This window comes from Rhodococcus sp. FW305-130 (assembly GCF_058788335.1).
In genome coordinates this window covers 629,557-649,848 of sequence record NZ_JBYTAP010000005.1, presented here as the reverse complement: position 1 = coordinate 649,848, position 20,292 = coordinate 629,557, and the positions used below count along the sequence as shown (strand labels likewise).

The following is a 20,292-nucleotide window of genomic DNA, read 5'->3' as shown; positions in this document are numbered from 1 at the left end:
TCTCGATCTGCTGCGGATTGTCGGTGCTCACGGAGCTACTCCCACGGTAGAGAGACCTGCGGTCTCGGGTAGGCCAAGGGCGAGATTCATCGATTGCACCGCGCCACCGGCGGTGCCCTTGGTGAGATTGTCGATTGCCGAGATGACAACGAGCTGACCGGCGTCGGCGTCAACGGTGACCCCGATCTGCACGGCATTGGATCCGATCACGGCACCGGTCTGCGGAAAGACTCCGGCAGGCAGCACGTGGATGAACGGCTCGTCGTTGTATGCCTTTTCGTAGATTTCGCGCGCTTGCTCTTCGGTGGCCGTGGTGGCTGCCGTGCAGGTCGCGAGGATGCCGCGCGGCATGGGCGCGAGGACTGGAGTGAAAGAAACACTGATGTCCTTGCCGCCTGCGGCCGAGAGATTCTGAATGATCTCAGGGGTGTGGCGATGGACACCTCCGACACCGTATGCGCGGACGGAGCCCATGACCTCGGAACCCAGCAGATCGGCCTTCGGCGCCCGGCCGGCGCCCGAAGTGCCACTGACCGCAACCACGTTCACGTGTGAGTCCACGATCCCCGCGGCAACGGCGGGGGCCAGCGCGAGGCTCGCTGCCGTCGGGTAGCAGCCCGGAACGGCAATGCGGGTTGCGCCTACCAATTTCTCACGGGCACCGGGCAATTCAGGAAGACCGTATGGCCAGGTACCGGCATGAGTGCTCTTGTAGTACTTCTCCCAGGCTGCGGGATCCTGCAGCCGGAAGTCCGCGCCGCAGTCGATGATGACCGTCGACTCGGGCAGCAACTTGGCGTACTGAGCCGAATTTCCATGTGGGAGACCGAGGAAGACGACGTCGTGACCCGAGAGGATTTCGACAGTGGTCTCTTCGAGTACCCGCGAAGAGAGTGGGAGCAAGTGCGGATGATGCTCACCGAGCGTCGAACCGGCGTTGCCACCGGCGGTCAGCGAACCGATCACCAGACTGCCGTCGGCGTAGGACGGGTGCCCGAGGAGCAGACGCAGAACCTCACCACCGGCGTACCCACTGGCGCCGGCAACGGCGACTCTGATCGGCTTGCGTGCGTTCTCGGTCGTACCACCTTCAGTCATGTCACACAGTATGCATCATTGTGCATCGGAATGCATAATTACTTACCCATGGATCGCCGGATCTCCTCGAGCTTGGCTTTTGCGGCCTTCTGGCGCTCGTCCCACTGCTCGTCGACGGACTTTCCGGCAGGACTCTCGTGTGCCAATTCGGCCGAACCTATGGAAGTACCGAAGCGCCCCTCTATCTTCTCCCGAACACGGTCGAAAGTGGGGACTCCCCCTTCGGTGTAGTCGGGTTCGGGAACTCTCGGGTCGGTCGCAAGTACCACCGGGACGTCGATCATCTCGTCGACCTCCACAACGGTGTCGGGCAGTTCGACTTCTTCGGCGTCGGTGATCGTGTTGTCGTCCTCTACACGGTGCAGCTCGAGGCTCGCGGCAGCGGTGTCCACCACGGAAAGAAGGACCGACAAGCTCGGACGACGCTCGACCACTGCGCGAACGACCGCGAGGAAGTCCTTGTCGTCGAGTGCACTGGCGGCCTCGACTACCTGGTGCACGGAACCATCGTGCTCGGACCCATCATGTTCGGGCCCATCATTTCGTGACACTGTCAGTCCCTTCTCGAAATGCCGACGGACAACTCCGATCCTTCCACGACTGTCTGCCGAAGGGGTCAGCGTGAGGCGAGGTAAGCGGCAAACGCGTCCTCGCTCGAATATGCGGGGACGTACCCGAACTGTTCCTTGAGCCGCCGATTGTCGAGAACGGGTCGGTACTGGAGAAATCCGACGCGCTCCGGACCGTGTTCCGTTACTCCCAGTCGCCGTCCGACGCGTAGAACGCCTCGCAACAGCCATGCAGGAAGCGTCACCGTGCGCTTGCCCATCCGGGAAGCCAACTCGTCGACGGTCAACGCGCCGTCGCCCGCGACATTGAAGATGCCCACTTGGTTTCCGGTCACGGCCTCCGCAAAAGCGCCCGCGACATCGGTGTGCCAGACGAACACGAAGGGGCTGTCGCTCCCGGCAACCTTGAGCAGCTTGCGGCGATCGAACAACGCGGTGATCTGATTGTCGACGCTCTCACCCAAGATCGTGCCGATCCGGAAGACAACTTGTTCCAACTCCGGGTGTTCGACGCGATATTCGGCGAGCATCTCTTCGACCAGGCGTTTGTGGCGACTGTAAGTGAATTCGTCGTTGCCTCGGACAGGTACGTACTCGGTGATCCACGGTGGGTTGTCGGAGTGGTAGCCGTACGCCGCTCCGGACGAAGACACGACGATCCGTCCAACCCCGTGTTCGACGCAGGCCGCGAGCACGTTTCGTGTCCCGTCGACGTCGACGTGGTACTCCTGCTCTGCTGTCGTGTTCTTGCCGGGATTCACGATGGACGCAAGGTGGATCACGACGTTCGGTCGGTACTGACCGAACACCCGCCCCAATTCTGTGGGGTCGCAGACGTCCGCCCTAACGCGGCGGATGCGATCGTCCGGCGTGTCCTTGACCGTGAGGTCGGCACAGACAACGGTGATGCCCTGCGCGATCAGTGCGTCGATGACAGCGGTACCCAGGAACCCGTTCCCGCCCGTGACGAGTGCGACGGTCATGCCGGTACCGCCTTTCGGGCGCGTCGCTTGGACCAGATCGTCGCCAGAGCCAACCCGGCGATGATGTCCCAGATTCCCCACCAGCCGGCCACGATGGCCATGCCACCGAGCCCGTCGAAGAACGTGAACACCAGGCCAAGCCCCAGTCCGGCATTGCGGATGCCGACCTCGAAAGAGACGGCGCGACGGCTGTATTCGTTCAACCCGGTGACGGCGCCGCAGAAGTATCCCAGTGCGAGGGCAACCGTGTCGTGCAGGAAGACCGCAAGCAGTACCACCCCGATGTAGTCGACGAAGTACGACGCATTCCCTGACACCCCCGCGACGATGAAGATCAACAACGCCACCAACGAACCGTTTTTCACCCACGGCTGCGCTTTCGCGGCTATCTCCGGGAACTTTTGTGCCGCCCAGATGCCGAGAACGAACGGCACGCCGATGATCAGGGCGATTTGCGCGACCATCTCGAGCGCATTCAGGTTCACGGACTGCAACAGAGCGTCGGTCTCCGGGCGTCGGCTCCCCCAGAACGCAAGATTGAGCGGCATGAGGAAGATCGCGAGGACGTTCGACACCGCCGTCATGGACACCGAGAGTGCGACGTCGCCGCCCGCCCGGTGAGTCAGGACATTCGAGATATTGCCCGGCGGGCAGCACGCCACCAGGATCATGCCGAGCGCTACCGAGGGAGCGGGCGAGAGAATCAGCGTCAGCAGAAAAGTCACTGCCGGCAGCAGCAGGAACTGGGCAGCGATACCCACCGCCATCGCCTTGGGTTTGGTGAGCGCACGACGGAAGTCGTCGACCGAGGTGTCGAGGGCGATCCCCAGCATGATCGCGGCCAGCACCACGTTGAGGATCATCAACGATCCCGGGTTGAAGTTGAGCACCACGTCGTCGATCGGCATCACTGTCCTCCCTTCGTCAGAGCGGCATCGAGCAGTCCGATGTGCCGTCTGATCGCCGATCGGTAGGCGTCCTTGTTCACGTAGTAGGCCATTCGTCCCAGCTTCAGGTACTTGTATCCCCCGGACAGATCGGGAGGAGGGCCGGCCGCCGCCGCCGAGAATTCGCGCGCCGCGGCGGGGGCTTCGGTGCGTGCGGTGATCAATTTGGCCACCAACTCGGCCTGCTCGTAACGGCCCTGCCACCCGAGACCGGATGCTTCGACCATGCCGAGCACAAAGAGATTGTCGTGACGGCGACTCGCGACGTTGAGGAACAGGTCCGGGGCAGCGCCCGACCAGTCCAGGTCCTCGCGCGCGATGAAGGGATAGTCGAGGTGATACCCCGTGGCGCAGAGAACGAGGTCGTAGTCGGCAGACGATCCGTCGACAAACCGCACCGTCTTCCCCTCGAACCGGTCGACGTCAGCGCGCACGTGCACGTCACCGTGCCCGATGTGGTGCAGGATCAACGAGTTCACGACCGGATGCGATTCGTAGATCTTGTAGTCCGGTTCCGGAAATCCGAACCGCACCGGATCTCCCGTGAACTGCTTGAGTACCAAGGTGTCGACGCGTTGTTTGATCCACGGCGGCAACGGCTTTCCCTGATTCAAGGTGTCCGAGGGTCGCCCGAACAGATACTTGGGGACGAAGTAGTAGCCTCGCCGAACGCTCAAATCGACGCACTCGGCCTGGTGGACGGCATCGACTGCGATGTCGCATCCACTGTTGCCCGCTCCGATGACCAGTACCCGCCTTTCGCGGAAGATCTCGGCGCTGCGGTACTCGCTCGTGTGCATCAACGTGCCGGTGAAGTCGCCCCGGAACGTCGGTATGTTCGGCTTCGACAGCGTTCCGTTCGCGATGATCACGCCTCGATACCGCGCGACTGTCGTCTCGCCGCTGCGACTACGCGTGGTGACCTGCCACAGCGAATCGACCGGCGAAACGTCGATGACGGTAGTGCCGAAGGCAAAGTGCCTGCGAAGATCGTGGGTATCGGCGTAGTCGCGGAAATACTCGGCAAGTTCGACGTGGCTCGGGTAGTCGGCAACCGAATCCGCCATCGGGAACTCCGCGAATGCGGTGGTGCCCTTCGACGAAATGAGGTGCGCCGACTCGTAGACGGTGCTGTGCGGGTTGTCGATGTCCCAGAGCCCACCGACGTCGTCGTGGCTCTCGAAGCCGTCGAACGCTATTCCGGCTCGATCGAGGTTTCGTGCGCCGGCCAATCCAGACGGACCCGCTCCGATCAGCGCGTACTTGGCCTCTGTGCTCATGGGTCGAGCGTCGCAGATAGTTCGAATCTTGCGGCAATGTGCAGGATAATGACGTTATGAGCGCACTCGATGCCGACAACGATCGCGGGATAGATGAAATCGATCTGAGGATAATCAATGCGCTGCAGCTCGCACCGCGATCGAAGTGGCTTTCGTTGGCCGGCCCACTCGAACTCGACGCCGCGACTCTCGCCCGGCGTTGGAATCGACTGTCCGAATCGTCGTTGGCCTGGGTCACGGTTACTCCGGGGCCACAGGTGCTGGGCACCATCGTCACAGCGATCATCGAAATCGATTGCTCACCAGAACTTCTCGACACCGTCGCGGCACGTCTCACCGTCTTGGCCCACGCCGTGACCATCGAAGTATCAACAGGTAGAGCCGATCTGCTCGTCACAGCCGCTACTGCGGACTTGGCGTCGATGTCGCGCTTCATCTCGGAAGAGATCGCAACCATCGACGGCGTACTCGCGACACGAACCTCGATCATCACACGCTGGTTCACCGAAGGTGGGCGATGGAGACTCAATGCGCTGGCACCGTCCGAGAAGGGTGTGCTGACCACCAGCGAAAACCGTACTGCCGTGCGCGCTCGGTCGACCGGCATTTCCGAACAGGATCGCAAGGTTCTCACGATCCTCGCCTACGACGGGCGCACTCCCATGAAGGAGTTGGCCGACGCGATCGGTGTCAGTCCGGCTGCGTGCAAACGCCAGATCGACCGGCTCACGTCTTCGGGGTTGGTGGCGCTGCGGTGTGAATTTGCCCGGCCGCTGGCCGGGCTTCCCGTGCTCGCCACACTATGGTGCCGCGTCGAACCCGAACTTCTCGATACTGCGGGCCGATTACTGAGCCGAGCGCCGGAAGTCCGAAACTGTTTCGCGGTGGTGGGCGCCGACAACCTGGTGGTTCAGTTGTGGCTGCATTCTCCTGCAGAACTCGATGCATTCGAAATTCGTCTGCGCAAGGAGATTTCGGGGCTTTACGTCACCGAACGATCCATCGTGCTGCACCTGCGCAAACTGCTCGGTCACGTACTCGATCAGGACGGGCGCAGAACCTCGACGATCGCCCCGGATGTGTGGTTGCCGAGCCGCACCGATTCACCGGAAAACCGATAACACGACAGAGCCCACGACCACTGGGAGTGGACGTGGGCTCTGTGATCAGTTGAGTAAATCAGCCGCGCATCTGCGCACCGACGGCCTTGGAGGCAGCCTCGACCGCTGCATCGCGAGCCGCGCTTGCCTCGTCCTCGGTCAGTGTCCGGTCGACACCACGGAATCGCAACGCGAACGCGAGCGACTTGCGGCCTTCACCGACCTGCTCGCCCTCGAAGACGTCGAAGAGGCGAATGTCTTCGAGAAGTTCGCCGCCGCCGGAACGCAGAGCTTCCTGGACCTTCGCCGCAGGAATATCGCGATCGACAACAACCGCCACGTCCTGGAGCACTGCGGGGAAGGGCGAAATGCGCGGCGCCGGCAGGTTCTCGACCAACGGCAAAGCGTCGAGGTCGATCTCCAGTGCACAAGTGCGCGCAGGCAATCCCGCACGCTCGAGAACAGCCGGATGCAGTTCGCCCGCATGACCGACTACGTTGCCGTCAACGACAACCTCGGCGCAACGGCCGGGATGCCACGGCAGGTACTGCGCCGCACGCAGTTCCACCTCGACGCCTGCTGCAGCTGCAATGACCCGCACTGCTGCAAAAGTGTCCGAAGCCTCGGCCTGACGGCCAGGACCCCAGGGGCCGCTCGGCTCACGCAAACCACTCAACACTGCAGCGATGTGCACGGGCTGAGCCGGCAACGACGCGATCAGGTTCGCGATCTGCTCGTCCGTCGGGCGACGATCCACCGGCAATGCATCGACCGGCTTGGTATCGGGACCCGGCAGGACAACCTGCGCGATGCCGTACAGCGAAAGATCCCGCTGACCGCGAGAAGCGTTGCGAGCCAGGATCTCCAGCAGACCCGGGAGCAGCGTGGTCGCCAACTCCGGACGATCGGCTTCGAGCGGGTTGAGGACCTTGCTGGTGTTGCGGCGCGGATCATCCGCGTCGAGGCCCCAGACGTCGAAGACGTTGGTGGGCAGGAAGACCGGAGGAAGTACCTCGACGTAACCGGCGTGAGCCACGGCCTTCGACACCGTGCGCTTACGCCGCTGCGACGGAGTCAATCCGCGTCCGGCCGGAGCGGCGGGAAGCACCGACGGGATCTGCTCGAGACCTTCGAGGCGAAGAACTTCCTCGACGAGGTCCGCAGGCTGCACCAGGTCCGGACGCCACGACGGCGGCGTCGCGACCAACTGGCCGTGTCCCTCTTCGCTGACGCCGACCTCGACGTTGCAGCCAACCTGGGTGAGGCGGCGAGCTGCGGTGCCGTTGGGGTACGTGACTCCGGCGACACGATCGGGCAGGTCGATATCCATGCGAATGGCAGCGCGAGGGGCAACATCGCCCACGTCGGTCAGGACCGGCTCGATCCGTCCGCCGGCAATCTCGACCAGCAGAGCGGCTGCGCGGTCGACGGCCGCGAGCGGAATCGCCGGATCGACGACGCGCTCGAAACGCTTGCTCGCCTCACTCGGCAGCTTGTGCCGGCGCGCCGTCTTGAAGACTGCGAGCGGATCCCAAGTAGCTCCTTCGAGGAGGATGTCCGTCGTTGCCGTTCCCACCTCGGTGGTTGCGCCGCCCATGACGGCAGCCAGCGAGATGACTCCGGAATCGTCGGCGATGACAACGTCTTCGGGATCGAGCGTGCGTTCGACGTCGTCGAGCGTCGTCAGCTTCTCCCCCGCCTTGGCGCGACGGACCACCAGGTCGCCCTGCACCGAGGTCGCATCGAACGCGTGCAGAGGTTGGCCGAGTTCGAGCATCACGTAGTTGGTGACGTCGACGGCCGGCGAGATCGGGCGAACACCCGAGAGCAGAAGTCGACGCTGCAGCCACCACGGGCTCACTGCCTGCGGATCAATACCCGTGATCTTCCGCATCACGAAACGCGAAGCCTTGGACTCCGGTTCGAGGCGCACCGGCCAGGCTTCACCCTCAGCCGGGTGCGCGGGAACCGAAGCGGGATCGGCATATTCGAGATCGAAGCCGCACGCGAGCTCTCGCGTAAGACCACGGACCGAGAAGCAGTAGCCACGGTCCGGGGTGATGTTCAGTTCGATGATCGTGTCACCGAGACCGAGCAACTCGTTGCCGTCGGCGCCGGGTTCGGCGGTACCAGGCTCGAGCACCAAGATGCCCGAATGGTCTTTGCCGATACCGAGTTCCGAGACGGAGCAGATCATGCCGTCGGACACCTGGCCGTACGTCTTGCGAGTGGCGATTTCGAATCCGCCGGGCAGCACCGCGCCGGGCAGCGCAACGACGACGAGGTCACCCTCGTTGAAATTGCGTGCGCCACAGACGATGCCGCGAGGCTCGGGTTCGCCGACCTCGACCTGGCAGAAGCGGATCGGCTTCTTGAACTCGGTCAGTTCGGTGATGGAGACGACCTTGCCGACGACCAACGGGCCGTCGATCGCCTCGAGTGTGTCGAGTTCCTCGACTTCGAGTCCCACCCGGACGAACCCGGCGTCCAGCTCTTCCGGGGTCACCTCCCAGTCCGGAGTTGCCCGCTGCAGGATCTCGGTCAGCCAGGATTGCGCTACTCGCACGTCTGCTCAGCTCTCTCGTTTGTCGATAAGTCTTTGTGAAGGTTCCGCGGACCGGATCGGTCAGCCTGCGACACCGAAGGGCAGCGTGAAACGCACGTCACCTTCGACGATGTCGCGCATGTCCGGGATACCGTTGCGGAACTGCAGGGTCCGCTCGAGGCCCATGCCGAATGCGAAACCCGAGTACTCGTCGGGATCGATACCGCTGGCGCGCAGAACGTTCGGGTTGACCATGCCGCAGCCGCCCCACTCGACCCAGCCTGCGCCGCCCTTCTTGTTCGCGAACCAGACGTCGACCTCGGCCGACGGTTCCGTGAACGGGAAGTAGTTGGGGCGCATACGGGTACGCGTCTCGGGGCCGAAAAGGGCACGAGCGAACGCGTCGAGAGTCCCGCGCAGGTTGGCCATGGTCAGGCCCTTGTCGACGGCCAGGCCTTCGACCTGCGAGAAGACAGGCGTGTGGGTCGCATCGAGTTCATCGGTGCGGAACGTGCGGCCCGGGCACACCACGTAGATCGGCACCTCACGCGAGAGCATGGTGCGGACCTGCACCGGCGAGGTGTGGGTACGCAGCACCTGGCGCGAGTTCTCGGGTGCCAGGTGGAAGGTGTCCTGCATCGTGCGCGCAGGGTGATCCGGCAAGAAGTTGAGTGCGTCGAAGTTGAAGTGCTCGGTCTCCACCTCCGGACCCTCGGCAACTTCCCAACCCATCGCGACGAATACGTCGGCGACCTGCTCGGAAATCAGGCTGATCGGGTGACGAGCCCCGACGGGGTGGCGATCGGAAGGCAGAGTGACGTCGATTGCCTCGGCAACCAACACCGCGGCGTCACGCTCGGCGAGGAGAACCTCACGACGAGCGTCGTACGCGTTGTTGATCCGAGTGCGGAAGATGTTGACGCGCTTGCCGGCGTCTGCCTTTTCCTTGCCCGGAAGGCTGCCGAGTCCCCGGCGCGCGAGGGCGATCGGGGACTTGTCCCCCAGGTGCTCCACCTTGACGTGCGCCAGCGCGTCCAGGTCAGCGGCGTCCGCCAGCGCCTTCTCGGCGTTCTCAGCCGCAGCGGTCAACGCCTCTTCCGTGAGTACACTCGCGTCGACCTCCGGCGGTGTCGCGCCCTCATTTTTGGCCACGGCTGTGACGCTCCTGTCGCTTCTCGGTTTACTTCTCGTACTGCGTGCTTCTTGTACTGCTTACTTCTTGTACTGCGAGCGAGCATTCGAACTCGCTCGAGCATTGTCTCTGCTCTTGTATTGTCTCAGGCTTCCGCAAATGGGATTCCGTGAGGTCTTCGCGTGCGTTTTCAGCCGTGATCGGTGGCGCGATTTTGCACCCGCGCGCTTGCGTACAGGCAAATTGCCGCCGCTGTCGCGAGGTTCAAGCTTTCGGCGCGGCCATGGATCGGAATCCTGACCCGATGATCAGCCTGCGCGGCGATCGCCGGATCGAGACCGTGAGCTTCGTTACCGAACAGCCAGGCCGTCGGCTTGCTCAGCAACTCGTCGGCCTCGTCGAGATCGACCTCGCCGTCAGCTGCAGTCGCGAGAATCTGAATGCCGGCTGCGCGAATCTGCTCGATCACCGACACCGTGTCTCGATCGCGGACGACTGGCAGGTGAAAGAGGCTGCCCGCCGACGAACGAACGACCTTGCCGTTGTGCGGATCGACGCTGTCACCGGCGAGGATTGCCGCATCGGCACCCACTGCGTCGGCGATGCGAATGACGGTGCCCGCGTTACCTGGTTCGTTGACCTCGACCGGCACTGCGAGCAGTCGGGTCTCCTGATGGACGGCTGCGCTCAGCGGTACATCCAGTAGATCGCTGACGGCAACGAGACCGGGCGGCGTGACGGTATCGCTCAGAGCTTTGATTGCTCGATCGGTCACAAGAGCAACACGAACTCCAGCGGTCAGCGCCCGATCGATGACGTGCTGATAGCGCTCGGCTGCGTCCTCGGTGTAGAAGAGGTCGTGTACCGGGCGGGCCTCGCCGTGCGAGAGTGCACCGTTCAACAGTTCGGTGACCGAGTTCTCGCCCTCTACGAGGAAACGTCCTGCTTTGCGTCGTTCTGCTGTGCGCAGGAGCTTGACAGCAGAAACGACCCGCGGAGTCCGCTCGGTGAGCGGGTCCACGGGCCGTTGCTGTGATGCGTGAATCAGGCTGCTTCTCCGGCAGGAGCGTTCACGTCAGCCGGCAGAGCGGCCTTCGCGAGTGCGACCAGGCCGGCAAAGGCCTCGGCATCGGAGACAGCGAGCTCGGCCAGGATCTTGCGGTCGACCTCGACCTCTGCCAGACGCAGGCCCTGGATGAGGCGGTTGTACGTGATGTCGTTTGCGCGAGCTGCAGCGTTGATACGCGTGATCCACAGCTTGCGGAACTCGCCCTTGCGCGCACGACGGTCGCGGTACGCGTAGGTGAGCGAGTGGAGCTGCTGCTCCTTGGCCTTGGTGTACAGACGCGAACGCTGTCCACGGTAGCCGCTGGATGCAGCAAGAATTGAACGACGCTTCTTCTGGGCGTTGACCGCCCTCTTTACGCGTGCCACTTGAAAAATCCTGTCAATCTAGGGGCTGAAAGTACGGCCCCGGGTGGTCAGTAAGGGGGCGACTCAGATGCCGAGCATGCGCTTGATGCGCGGAGCGTCGTCAGGGCTGACAACAGCGACACCGTCGAGACGACGGGTAACCCTGCTGGACTTGTGCTCGAGAAGGTGGCGACGGCCGGCCTTCTGGCGCATGAGCTTTCCGCTGCCGGACACCTTGAATCGCTTCGAGGCGCCGCTGTGGCTCTTCATCTTGGGCATGGAGTCCTCAGTTCTTGTTACGTGGTGGATCTTGGGAAATCGACTAGCTGGCCGGAGCCTCGGGAGCGGCATCGCCGGTCGCCGGTGCTTCCGGAGCTGCTTCACTGGAAGCCGGTGCGGCCGGAGCCGGACGCGGAGCAGCCTGAGCCACTGGCGCCTGAGCGCTCTCCTGCGCCTTGACGCGAGTCTTGGCGCCCTTGTGCGGTGCCAGGACCATCGTCATGTTTCGGCCGTCCTGCTTTGCCGAGGTTTCGACGAATCCGAGATCTGCGACGTCTGCTCCCAGACGCTGCAGAAGGCGGTAGCCGAGTTCGGGGCGTGACTGCTCACGTCCGCGGAACATGATCGTGACCTTGACCTTAGAACCGGCCTCGAGGAAGCGAACGACGTTGCGCTTCTTGGTCTCGTAGTCGTGGTCGTCGATCTTGGGTCGGAGCTTCTGCTCCTTGATGACCGTCAGCTGCTGGTTCTTACGTGACTCACGTGCCTTCTGTGCAGCCTCGTACTTGAACTTGCCGTAGTCCATGATCTTGCAGACCGGTGGACGGGCATCAGGAGCTACCTCGACCAGGTCGAGGTCGGCCTCAAGGGCCAAGCGGAGTGCATCTTCAACACGCACGATGCCTACCTGTTCCCCGCCAGGTCCGACCAAACGAACCTCGGGAACGCGGATACGATCGTTGATGCGGGTCTCAGTGCTGATGGGGCCTCCTAGGTTGAACGGTGCGGTCTTCATGACCGCACGCAGCCCGTACCGCCCGCACCCCAACAAAAAAGCCCCGCTGTGATGATTGCTCATCCGCGGGGCCCGATGTCGACCGATCACATAAGATCCAGCTCACGCCGAAACCTATCTCCTCGACTGAGCGAGGAACCTGACGAAGAATTGATCTCCGATAACAGGTGACCGGAACCACTGAACTGCAGTTTCACCTGCCGTGCAGAGGTGGGAGTCGGACTCCACTTGCTGCCCCCGAACAAGTCGGAGGCGGTCGTTGCAACAAGAGTAACAGGTCGCCACAGATGAAAGAAATCGGTGCCGCTCCCAGTGCTGCCGGGAGAGGCCCGATTCAACACCACCACGGCCTGATGGAATCCTTACAACCATGAGTGAGAACTTCGAGGCAGATCAGAACACCGACGGCGCGAACCCCGACGTCCGCGAACTCTCCGAAGTTCCCGCGGTCGAGGTCATCAGCCGCGCCGCAGTGATGCTGATGAGTTCGGCTGCCGAAAAACTCGGCCTCTCCGACGCCGATCCGTCTTCCAGTCCCTATCTGGACCTCGACGAAGCTCGTCGAGTCATCACGGCGCTTGCCGGACTGGTGACTGCGTCGGTCGAATACCTCGGCCCCCACGCCGGACCCATCCGTGAAGGCCTTCAAGCCCTGCAGCGCGCATTCCGTGAGGCCTCCTCGCACCCGGACGAGCCAGGAAAGGGACCGGGCGAGAAGTTCACCGGTCCGGTCTACTGAGTTGGCAACCGCCAACAAGACTCAACCGACGCCCGAGGACGTCGACGCATTCATTTCACGCGTCGACGACCACAAGCGTGCCGACAGCGTGGAGCTGATCTCCTTGCTGTCGGCCGCGACCGGCGAGCCTGCCGTCATGTGGGGCTCGAGCATCATCGGTTTCGGGGCACGGCACTACCGGTATGCGAGTGGCCACGAAGGTGACACCCCACTGATCGGGTTCTCCCCCAGAGCCACCGCGCTCACGTTGTATTTGTCGCTGAACTTCGACGACTACACCGACACACTGGCGCGCCTCGGCAAGCACAAGATCGGCAAGGGCTGCCTGTACGTCAAACGGCTGAGCGACGTCGACATGGCAGTCCTGACCGAACTGATCGCGGATTCCGTTGCCGCAGCCCGCAACATGATCGACTGAACAGGTCACCTTCGTGGGGCTACAGGCCGAGCGTCTTCGGGCGGTTGGCCGAACAGGGTCGAATCCCGTGGTGTGAAGTGATCGTTCGTGAGCGTGGCCCGACGCATTCGATCGAGTCGAAACCACCGCACCGCGTCGCGCTGGCGACACCAGCCGATGAGAAACCACTGCCCACGGTCCTGCGCCAGAATGTGCGGCTCAACTGCCCGCACCGTCTCCGCACCGTCCCCATCCACGTAGTGCAACGACACGACGCGACTCTGTTCGAGCCCCTGCTCGACGGCCCGCCGGTTCGTGCGCGAATCCGCTACTACCCCGCCGTCGCCGCGAATCCACACACGGCCACCGAGTTCGGCGACCTTATGACGACTCTCCTCGTCCATCACGTCGAGCAGTTTCGCCAGAGCTGCTCGTCCGTCCGGCGCAAACGGGGCGTCACCGGCCGCCGTCAAGGCCAATGCGATTGAAACTGCTTGCGGAACAGTGAAATTGACCGGCGGTAGCGTGGCGCGACCTACGAGTCGGTATCCACCCCCGGGGCCCGAGCGCGCCTCGATCGCCGCGCCCGACATCATCAGAGTCTCGATATCCCGCTTGATCGTCCGGGTGGTGACACCGAATTCCTCGGACAATCGGGAACACGTAGCCCCTCGATCGCCCTGTCGCCGAAGCTCTTCGACGAGAGCGTGCAATCTCGCAGCTCGATTCACGTTCACCAGTGTCGCAGATTTCGATACCAAACAGTGACATAATTGGTGACACTCTGTTGTCACCAACCTGATTGCACAGTGAGTCCATGAAAACTCACATCGTTCTTGTTCCCGGATTCTGGCTCGGCTCATGGGCTTGGGACGCAGTCCTCCCCCACCTCGAGCGCTCCGACACCACCCGCGTGACCAGCCTGACGCTGCCCGGACTCGACGCCGTCGATGCAGATCGATCAGCGGTCACCTTCGACGCCCACGTCCGCGCAGTCATCGACGCTGTATCGGATTCAGACGAACGTACGGTCCTGGTCGTACACAGCGGCGCCGGCCCGGTGGGATACGCGGTAACCGATCGCATCCCGGATCGAGTCGCGCGGATCGTCTACGTCGATTCAGGTCCCATGCCCGACGGCGCGGCGCTGCGACCGGATCTGGCCGCTGACGTCGTCGAGATACCGCTGCCGACGTGGGCAGAACTTGAAGCAGACGGCAGCAGCCTCGAAGGACTCGACGAGAAGGCTCTCGAGGCGTTTCGCGCCAACGCCGTCCCCGAACCGGCCGGGCCGGCGCGTGAGCCGATTGTCCTGACGAACGAAAAGCGCTACCAGGTGCCGTCAACCGTCGTTTGCAGCACGTTCCCGTCCGCGGTGATTGCCCAGATGGCCGACGGAGGTCATCCGATGGCCGCCGAACTGGCGAAACTCCCCGTGACGTACGTCGACCTCCCGACCGGACATTGGCCGATGTGGTCGCGCCCCGAAGACGTCGCCCAGGTGATCCTCGAGGCCGCCGCTTCCTGATCGACAAAGCAGTGATGCCGGATCGGATTCCGACCGGCATCACTGACCGACTTCTACTTGCTCACCTTCTACTAGCTCACGGAAGCAGCTTTCTTCCGTGGCGCCGCCTTCTTAGCGGCAACTGCCTTCGTTGCACGCTTCTTGGTGATCGGCTTGGCCTTGACGGGCGCGTGCTGTGCGGTGAGAACCTCACTGAGGAACTTGCCCGTGTAGCTCTCGGGGACCGCGGCAACGTCCTCCGGGGTACCTTGCGCCACAACGGTTCCGCCGCCGGATCCACCTTCGGGCCCCATGTCGACGACCCAGTCCGACGTCTTGATCACGTCGAGGTTGTGCTCGATCACGATCACGCTGTTGCCCTTGTCGACCAGACCGTTGATCACGATCAGGAGCTTGCGGATGTCCTCGAAATGCAGACCCGTGGTGGGCTCGTCGAGGATGTAAACCGTGCGACCGGTGGACCGCTTCTGCAACTCGGCGGCCAGCTTGACGCGCTGCGCCTCACCACCGGACAGGGTCGGAGCCGGCTGACCCAGTCGGACATAGCCCAGTCCGACGTCGACCAGCGTCTTGAGGTACCGGTGAATAGAGGTCACCGGCTGGAAGAACTCGGCTGCTTCCTCGATGGGCATGTCGAGTACCTCGGCGATCGACTTGCCCTTGTAGTGGACCTCGAGCGTTTCGCGGTTGTACCGAGCGCCGTGGCATACCTCGCAGGGCACGTACACGTCCGGCAGGAAGTTCATCTCGATCTTCAAGGTTCCGTCGCCGGAGCACGCCTCGCAGCGTCCGCCCTTGACATTGAACGAGAATCGGCCGGGCTGATAACCGCGGACTTTCGCTTCCGTGGTGGCCGCGAACAGGGTTCGAATCTTGTCGAACACACCGGTGTACGTGGCCGCATTCGATCGCGGAGTCCGGCCGATCGGAGACTGATCGACCTGCACGAGCTTGTCCAGCTGATCGAGACCGTTGATTCGTGTGTGACGGCCAGGCACCTGGCGTGCACCGTTGAGCTTGTTCGCCATGACGGTCGCGAGAATGTCGTTGACCAACGTCGACTTGCCCGAACCGGAGACACCGGTGACAGCGGTGAGAACACCCAGCGGGAAACTTACGTCGATGCCGTCGAGATTGTGCTCGCGAGCTCCGACGACCGTGACCTGGCGTTTGCGATCCACCGGCCGACGAATGGCCGGAACCTCGATGAAGCTGCGACCCGACAGGTAGGCCCCGGTCAAAGACTCTTCACACGTCAGCAGTTCTTCGTACGGGCCGCTGTGGACGACGTTGCCGCCGTGCTCGCCGGCGTACGGTCCGATGTCGACCACCCAGTCGGATGTACGGATCGTGTCTTCGTCGTGTTCGACGACGATCAGCGTGTTGCCGAGGTCGCGCAGGCGCGTCAGGGTTTCGATCAGTCGCCGGTTGTCACGCTGGTGCAGGCCGATGGACGGCTCGTCGAGTACGTAAAGCACGCCGACCAGTCCGGATCCGATCTGTGTTGCCAAGCGAATTCGCTGGGCTTCGCCACCGGACAACGTGCCCGCGGCTCGCGAGAGGGAAAGGTATTCCAGGCCGACGTCGAGCAGGAAGCCGAGGCGCGCCTGAACTTCCTTGAGGACCTGACCCGCGATTGCCTCTTCACGCGAGCCGAGAGTGAGGCTGTTCAGGAAATCCGCGCAATCGGAGATCGACAGTTCACAGACCTCGGCGATGGACTTACTGCCGAAGTCTCCCGCCGCGATAGTTACCGACAGGATTTCGGGGCGCAGGCGAGCACCACCACACGCCGGGCACGGGGTGTCGCGCATGTACCCGTCGTAGCGTTCCTTCATCTGATCGGATTCGGTCTGCTCGAGGCGGCGATGCAGGAAGGGCATCACACCTTCGAACTCCGCGTAGTAAGAACGGGTACGGCCGTACCGATTCTTGTACCGGACGTGCACCTGCTCCTCACTGCCTTCGAGGATGGCTTTGCGGGCCTTCGCCGGCAACTTGTTCCACGGCGTCTTCATGTCGAAACCGAGGATGTCGCCGAGGCCGGACAGCAGGCGTCCGAAGTACTCGGAACTCTGGCCCATCGACCACGGTGCGATAGCTCCGTCTTCGAGGCTCAGATCAGGGTCCGGAACCACCAGATCCGGGTCGACCTCCTTGCGGATACCGAGGCCGGTGCATTCCGGGCAGGCGCCGTAGGGCGAGTTGAAGGAGAACGAGCGCGGTTCGAGATCGTCGATCGCGAGTGCGTGGCCATTCGGGCAGGCCAGCTTCTCTGAGAAACGACGCTCACGATCAGGTGCATTTTCTTCACGGTCGACGAAGTCGAGGACCACGATGCCTTCGGCCAATCGAAGTGCGGTCTCGACCGAGTCGGTCAGGCGCTGCTTCGAGCTCGCCTTGACCTGCAATCGGTCGACCACTACTTCGATGTCGTGCTTTTCCTGCTTCTTGAGCTTCGGCGGATCGGCCAGCGAATGGACGACTCCGTCGACGCGCACACGCGAGTAGCCCTGGGTGTTGAGCTGATCGAAGAGATCGACGAACTCGCCCTTACGAGTACGGACCACTGGTGCGAGGACCTGGAACTTGATGCCCTCCTCCATCTCGAGCACCTGGTCGACGATCTGCTGCGGGGTCTGACGTGCGATCTTCTCACCACAGACCGGGCAGTGCGCCGAACCTGCGCGGGCATAAAGGAGCCGGAGGTAGTCGTAGACCTCGGTGATCGTGCCCACCGTCGAACGGGGGTTGCGGTTGGTCGACTTCTGGTCGATGGACACCGCCGGCGACAATCCCTCGATGAAATCGACATCGGGCTTGTCCATCTGACCGAGGAACTGACGCGCGTATGCCGAGAGTGACTCGACGTAGCGGCGCTGACCTTCGGCAAAGATCGTGTCGAACGCGAGGCTGGACTTGCCGGAGCCGGACAACCCGGTGAAGACGATCAGGCTGTCTCGCGGGAGGTCGAGATCGACTCCTCGCAGATTGTGCTCACGCGCACCCCGCACGATCAGGCGATCCGCCACACCAATTCCCTTCATTGTCAATCGTCCGGGGCCGTCCCCCCGGAGAAGTCTCGAGTGGCCTCGCAAACGCGAGTCCTCGAGCGATCGTCATCGTAGGCCGAGCCACCGACACGTTTTTCTCACCAGGCGAGCCCATCGCTCTACCTGCCCCTATTCGAAGGTAGCCTGCGTTTCATGACGAATCAGCCCATCGTGATCGACGACTCCTACACCGGTCAGGTCTCCCCCGATTCTGCCCCTCAGCGGCGCACAGTCGACCGTGCCGTCATCACGAAGATGTCGGTCGGCCCCATGGACAACAACACTTACCTCGTTGTCTGTTCCGCGACCGGGAAATCTCTCCTGATCGATGCGGCCAACGAGGCCGAGAAGATCATTGCGCTCATCGAACAGGAAGCACCTGTTTTCGATTCCATCGTCACCACCCACCAACACGGTGATCACTGGTTGGCTCTGCAGGACGTCCACGCTGCCACCAAGGTGCCGACCGCGGCTCATCCTCTCGACGCGGAGGTCCTTCCCGTCACCCCGGACGTACTCCTCGAAGACGGCGACAAGGTGACAGTTGGCAATCTGAGCCTCGACGTCATTCACCTGTCCGGCCACACGCCCGGTTCCATTGCGTTGGCTCTGACCGAACCGAATGGGCAGGTTCACCTCTTCACCGGCGACTCACTCTTCCCCGGAGGCGTCGGAAAGACCGCCGACCCCGAGAAGTTCACTTCCCTGCTCGACGACGTGGAAAACAAGTTGTTCGGAAGGTACGACGACGCGACTGTCGTCTACCCCGGGCACGGCAAGGACACGACGCTGGGTACCGAGCGCCCGCACCTGGCGGAATGGCGCGAGCGCGGTTGGTGACGTTTCACCTGTTCCGTACTGGACCCCGCTAACCGACTTCCTGACTATCGACCTGTTCACCGTCGACGCGAAGTCACGGAAGCCAGGTCGACAGAGTCCGGCCAAGTCCTTCGACCATCCGTTCCCCGAACACACACAGCGTGCGTTCCCACGGATGGCCGAAGGTCCCTTCCGTGAAGTCGTCACGACTGAATATGTAGTAGTCGCCGTTCGGATAGATCGGGACACGCCACTCCGCCAACTCTTTCGCGGCAGCATGCGCCTCCGCGTCGAAGGTGTAGCCCGGATGCTGCCAGTCCAGGACGACAAAGTTGGGATCGTCGTTCCAATCGATGACAAAACAGCGCAACGCTTCGGCGTTGATCGCATCAACTCGAGCGGCCCACGCCCCTGGAGTCGCAGCTGGCACCGCACCCAAATCGAAGACCACGGACGGCGTCGGCTCAGCGATACCTTCGTGGTCACAACACCATCGTGCTCGAACGGTGCGCATTGTGTGACACCTTCGAACACGCCGTATGCGGATACGCGGTAACGGATACTTCAGAACGGTGTGTCCGGATCGGTGGAGAAGTCATCGACGCAGTACAGCGCGCTTCGGCGACCAGGAATCCGTCAACCGGGTCAGGCGTCGCGGGATCGCCGAACCGGACCAATTCCTTGTGAGATCGCTAGGGTGGAAAACGAACCTACATCGGGAGGCTTGAAACATGCTGGTACGTCGAATTGCTCGTCCACTGCTTTCCACGATCTTCATCGCCGGGGGAATCGATGCTTTGCGCAACCCCACTCAGCGAGCAGCCAAAGCGTCACCGCTGATCGACAAATCCGTCGAGACGCTGCCAGGAGCAGTGACGCAGAAGGTGCCTGCTGATCCGGAAACACTCGTCAAGATCAACGCAGCCGTCCAGATCGGTGGCGGCGCCCTGCTGGCCACCGGCAAGGCGCCGCGTCTCGCGTCGTTGGTCCTCGCGGGGAGCCTGGTACCGACCACGCTTGCCGGTCACGACTTCTGGAACGAAACTGATCCGTCACTGCGAGCGATGCAGCGAACCAACTTCATCAAGAACGTCAGCCTGCTCGGCGGACTGATGATCGCGTCCGTCGACACCGAGGGCAAGCCGTCGCTCGGCTGGCGTGGCCGCCGCGCCGCGAAGAAGGCTCAGGCGTCTATCGCCGCGGCACTTCCGTTGGTCGCATCGCAGACCGATCACACGAGCGATCGCGTCGAACACGCTCTGTCGGTGGCGTCCGAACGCGGTTCCGAACTTGCCGAAACCGCGAAGGCGCACGGCACGGATTGGCTCGAACTTGCCAAGGAGCGCAGCTCCGAGTTCGCGGAGATCGCGAGCAAGCGTGCCGCTGAATTCGGAGAGGTCGCCAAAGAACGCGGCCCGGACATCCTCGAAGTCGCGCAGAAGCGCGGCTCCGAACTGGCCGAGACCGCACGTGAGCGCAGCGCCGAACTGGCAGAGCTGGCGAGCAAGCGCAGCTCCGAGTTCGCCGAACTCGCGCTCGAAAAGAGCAACGAGTGGGCCGAAACGGCGTCGGAGCAGACCGAGGTGCTGGGTAAGCGTGCCCGAAAGCGCGCCGAGAAGGCGCTCGAAAAGGCTCGCGCCAAGAAGGACGAATTGACGCACTGAGTGCACCGAA

General features: G+C 62.8%; 20 protein-coding genes. 6 read left to right on the top strand and 14 right to left on the bottom strand.

The window, feature by feature from the left end; translation table 11 throughout:
- Positions 1–27: 27 nt before the first annotated feature.
- The 5 genes from argC to AC3WQS_RS19060 all read right to left on the bottom strand — a co-directional run bounded on the left by argC (position 28) and on the right by AC3WQS_RS19060 (position 4,877).
- Entirely contained in the window at positions 28–1,098 is a 1,071-nt protein-coding gene (gene argC, locus AC3WQS_RS19080; protein ID WP_019748609.1) for an N-acetyl-gamma-glutamyl-phosphate reductase, read from the bottom strand.
- 38 nt (positions 1,099–1,136) lie between these two features.
- Positions 1,137–1,598: a hypothetical protein gene (locus AC3WQS_RS19075; protein WP_492713303.1), complete on the bottom strand. Its 462-nt coding sequence runs from the start codon at positions 1,596–1,598 to the stop codon at positions 1,137–1,139.
- A gap of 116 nt (positions 1,599–1,714) precedes the next feature.
- A complete protein-coding gene (locus AC3WQS_RS19070) occupies positions 1,715–2,650 on the bottom strand; it encodes an SDR family oxidoreductase (RefSeq protein WP_492713304.1) in 936 nt (311 codons plus the stop codon).
- Positions 2,647–3,558 carry a bile acid:sodium symporter family protein gene (locus tag AC3WQS_RS19065; RefSeq protein WP_046378621.1) on the bottom strand — a complete coding sequence of 304 codons (912 nt, stop codon included), beginning with the start codon at positions 3,556–3,558 and terminating at the stop codon, positions 2,647–2,649. The genes AC3WQS_RS19070 and AC3WQS_RS19065 overlap by 4 nt, the downstream gene beginning before the upstream one ends.
- A complete protein-coding gene (locus AC3WQS_RS19060) occupies positions 3,558–4,877 on the bottom strand; it encodes a flavin-containing monooxygenase (protein WP_492713305.1) in 1,320 nt (439 codons plus the stop codon). Before AC3WQS_RS19060 ends, AC3WQS_RS19065 begins: the two co-directional genes overlap by 1 nt.
- A 56-nt stretch (positions 4,878–4,933) precedes the next feature.
- Between AC3WQS_RS19060 and AC3WQS_RS19055 the strand changes: the two genes are divergently transcribed.
- Positions 4,934–5,998, top strand: a complete 1,065-nt coding sequence (locus AC3WQS_RS19055) for an Lrp/AsnC family transcriptional regulator (protein ID WP_492713306.1) — start codon at positions 4,934–4,936, stop codon at positions 5,996–5,998.
- Positions 5,999–6,056: 58 nt separating this feature from the next.
- On the opposite strand, the gene pheT is transcribed toward AC3WQS_RS19055, so the two are convergent.
- From pheT to infC, 6 genes are all read right to left on the bottom strand, one after another.
- Positions 6,057–8,543: a phenylalanine--tRNA ligase subunit beta gene (pheT, locus tag AC3WQS_RS19050; RefSeq protein ID WP_019748615.1), complete on the bottom strand. Its 2,487-nt coding sequence runs from the start codon at positions 8,541–8,543 to the stop codon at positions 6,057–6,059.
- A gap of 60 nt (positions 8,544–8,603) precedes the next feature.
- The gene (pheS, locus tag AC3WQS_RS19045) at positions 8,604–9,674 is read right to left on the bottom strand and encodes a phenylalanine--tRNA ligase subunit alpha (protein ID WP_003944109.1); all 1,071 of its coding nucleotides are present in this window, start codon (positions 9,672–9,674) and stop codon (positions 8,604–8,606) included.
- Between the two features lie 170 nt (positions 9,675–9,844).
- The gene (locus AC3WQS_RS19040; protein WP_141488898.1) at positions 9,845–10,675 is read right to left on the bottom strand and encodes a TrmH family RNA methyltransferase; all 831 of its coding nucleotides are present in this window, start codon (positions 10,673–10,675) and stop codon (positions 9,845–9,847) included.
- A 23-nt stretch (positions 10,676–10,698) separates the two neighbouring features.
- Positions 10,699–11,088 carry a 50S ribosomal protein L20 gene (rplT, locus tag AC3WQS_RS19035; RefSeq protein WP_019748616.1) on the bottom strand — a complete coding sequence of 130 codons (390 nt, stop codon included), beginning with the start codon at positions 11,086–11,088 and terminating at the stop codon, positions 10,699–10,701.
- Between the two features lie 63 nt (positions 11,089–11,151).
- On the bottom strand, positions 11,152–11,346 hold the full coding sequence (rpmI, locus tag AC3WQS_RS19030; protein WP_003944043.1) for a 50S ribosomal protein L35: 195 nt from the start codon (positions 11,344–11,346) through the stop codon (positions 11,152–11,154).
- Positions 11,347–11,389: 43 nt separating this feature from the next.
- Positions 11,390–12,082: a translation initiation factor IF-3 gene (gene infC, locus AC3WQS_RS19025; RefSeq protein ID WP_003944008.1), complete on the bottom strand. Its 693-nt coding sequence runs from the start codon at positions 12,080–12,082 to the stop codon at positions 11,390–11,392.
- 370 nt (positions 12,083–12,452) lie between these two features.
- Here infC and AC3WQS_RS19020 point away from each other — a divergent pair, with 370 nt between their 5' ends.
- The gene (locus tag AC3WQS_RS19020) at positions 12,453–12,821 is read left to right on the top strand and encodes a DUF1844 domain-containing protein (protein WP_020907885.1); all 369 of its coding nucleotides are present in this window, start codon (positions 12,453–12,455) and stop codon (positions 12,819–12,821) included.
- Between the two features lies 1 nt (position 12,822).
- Positions 12,823–13,239 carry a DUF1801 domain-containing protein gene (locus tag AC3WQS_RS19015; RefSeq protein ID WP_335743297.1) on the top strand — a complete coding sequence of 139 codons (417 nt, stop codon included), beginning with the start codon at positions 12,823–12,825 and terminating at the stop codon, positions 13,237–13,239.
- Between the two features lie 5 nt (positions 13,240–13,244).
- Here the strand turns inward: AC3WQS_RS19015 and AC3WQS_RS19010 are convergent, their stop codons facing one another.
- The gene (locus AC3WQS_RS19010) at positions 13,245–13,955 is read right to left on the bottom strand and encodes a helix-turn-helix transcriptional regulator (protein WP_070387006.1); all 711 of its coding nucleotides are present in this window, start codon (positions 13,953–13,955) and stop codon (positions 13,245–13,247) included.
- Positions 13,956–14,035: 80 nt separating this feature from the next.
- Between AC3WQS_RS19010 and AC3WQS_RS19005 the strand changes: the two genes are divergently transcribed.
- Complete coding sequence (locus tag AC3WQS_RS19005) at positions 14,036–14,746, top strand: alpha/beta fold hydrolase (RefSeq protein WP_019748620.1); 711 nt, start codon at positions 14,036–14,038, stop codon at positions 14,744–14,746.
- Between the two features lie 71 nt (positions 14,747–14,817).
- Here AC3WQS_RS19005 and uvrA read toward each other — a convergent pair whose 3' ends face one another.
- Positions 14,818–17,778 carry an excinuclease ABC subunit UvrA gene (gene uvrA, locus AC3WQS_RS19000; RefSeq protein WP_492713313.1) on the bottom strand — a complete coding sequence of 987 codons (2,961 nt, stop codon included), beginning with the start codon at positions 17,776–17,778 and terminating at the stop codon, positions 14,818–14,820.
- Between the two features lie 174 nt (positions 17,779–17,952).
- On the opposite strand from uvrA, the gene AC3WQS_RS18995 reads away from it, so the two are divergent.
- The gene (locus tag AC3WQS_RS18995; protein ID WP_492713307.1) at positions 17,953–18,639 is read left to right on the top strand and encodes an MBL fold metallo-hydrolase; all 687 of its coding nucleotides are present in this window, start codon (positions 17,953–17,955) and stop codon (positions 18,637–18,639) included.
- A gap of 73 nt (positions 18,640–18,712) precedes the next feature.
- Here AC3WQS_RS18995 and AC3WQS_RS18990 read toward each other — a convergent pair whose 3' ends face one another.
- On the bottom strand, positions 18,713–19,132 hold the full coding sequence (locus AC3WQS_RS18990; protein WP_492713308.1) for a DUF2716 domain-containing protein: 420 nt from the start codon (positions 19,130–19,132) through the stop codon (positions 18,713–18,715).
- Between the two features lie 217 nt (positions 19,133–19,349).
- On the opposite strand from AC3WQS_RS18990, the gene AC3WQS_RS18985 reads away from it, so the two are divergent.
- Positions 19,350–20,282, top strand: coding sequence for a DoxX family protein (locus tag AC3WQS_RS18985; protein ID WP_019748624.1), 933 nt, complete (start codon positions 19,350–19,352; stop codon positions 20,280–20,282).
- The last annotated feature ends 10 nt before the right edge of the window (positions 20,283–20,292 follow it).

What these genes read in the sequence shown, in the direction of transcription:
- argC (WP_019748609.1), bottom strand. Translation starts at nt 1,098, where the DNA reads ATGACTGAAGGTGGTACGACCGAGAACGCACGCAAGCCGATCAGAGTC.
- AC3WQS_RS19070 (WP_492713304.1), bottom strand. Translation starts at nt 2,650, where the DNA reads ATGACCGTCGCACTCGTCACGGGCGGGAACGGGTTCCTGGGTACCGCT.
- AC3WQS_RS19065 (WP_046378621.1), bottom strand. Translation starts at nt 3,558, where the DNA reads ATGCCGATCGACGACGTGGTGCTCAACTTCAACCCGGGATCGTTGATG.
- AC3WQS_RS19060 (WP_492713305.1), bottom strand. Translation starts at nt 4,877, where the DNA reads ATGAGCACAGAGGCCAAGTACGCGCTGATCGGAGCGGGTCCGTCTGGA.
- AC3WQS_RS19055 (WP_492713306.1), top strand. Translation starts at nt 4,934, where the DNA reads ATGAGCGCACTCGATGCCGACAACGATCGCGGGATAGATGAAATCGAT.
- rpmI (WP_003944043.1), bottom strand. Translation starts at nt 11,346, where the DNA reads ATGCCCAAGATGAAGAGCCACAGCGGCGCCTCGAAGCGATTCAAGGTG.
- infC (WP_003944008.1), bottom strand. Translation starts at nt 12,082, where the DNA reads ATGAAGACCGCACCGTTCAACCTAGGAGGCCCCATCAGCACTGAGACC.
- AC3WQS_RS19020 (WP_020907885.1), top strand. Translation starts at nt 12,453, where the DNA reads ATGAGTGAGAACTTCGAGGCAGATCAGAACACCGACGGCGCGAACCCC.
- AC3WQS_RS19005 (WP_019748620.1), top strand. Translation starts at nt 14,036, where the DNA reads ATGAAAACTCACATCGTTCTTGTTCCCGGATTCTGGCTCGGCTCATGG.
- AC3WQS_RS18995 (WP_492713307.1), top strand. Translation starts at nt 17,953, where the DNA reads ATGACGAATCAGCCCATCGTGATCGACGACTCCTACACCGGTCAGGTC.
- AC3WQS_RS18990 (WP_492713308.1), bottom strand. Translation starts at nt 19,132, where the DNA reads ATGCGCACCGTTCGAGCACGATGGTGTTGTGACCACGAAGGTATCGCT.
- AC3WQS_RS18985 (WP_019748624.1), top strand. Translation starts at nt 19,350, where the DNA reads ATGCTGGTACGTCGAATTGCTCGTCCACTGCTTTCCACGATCTTCATC.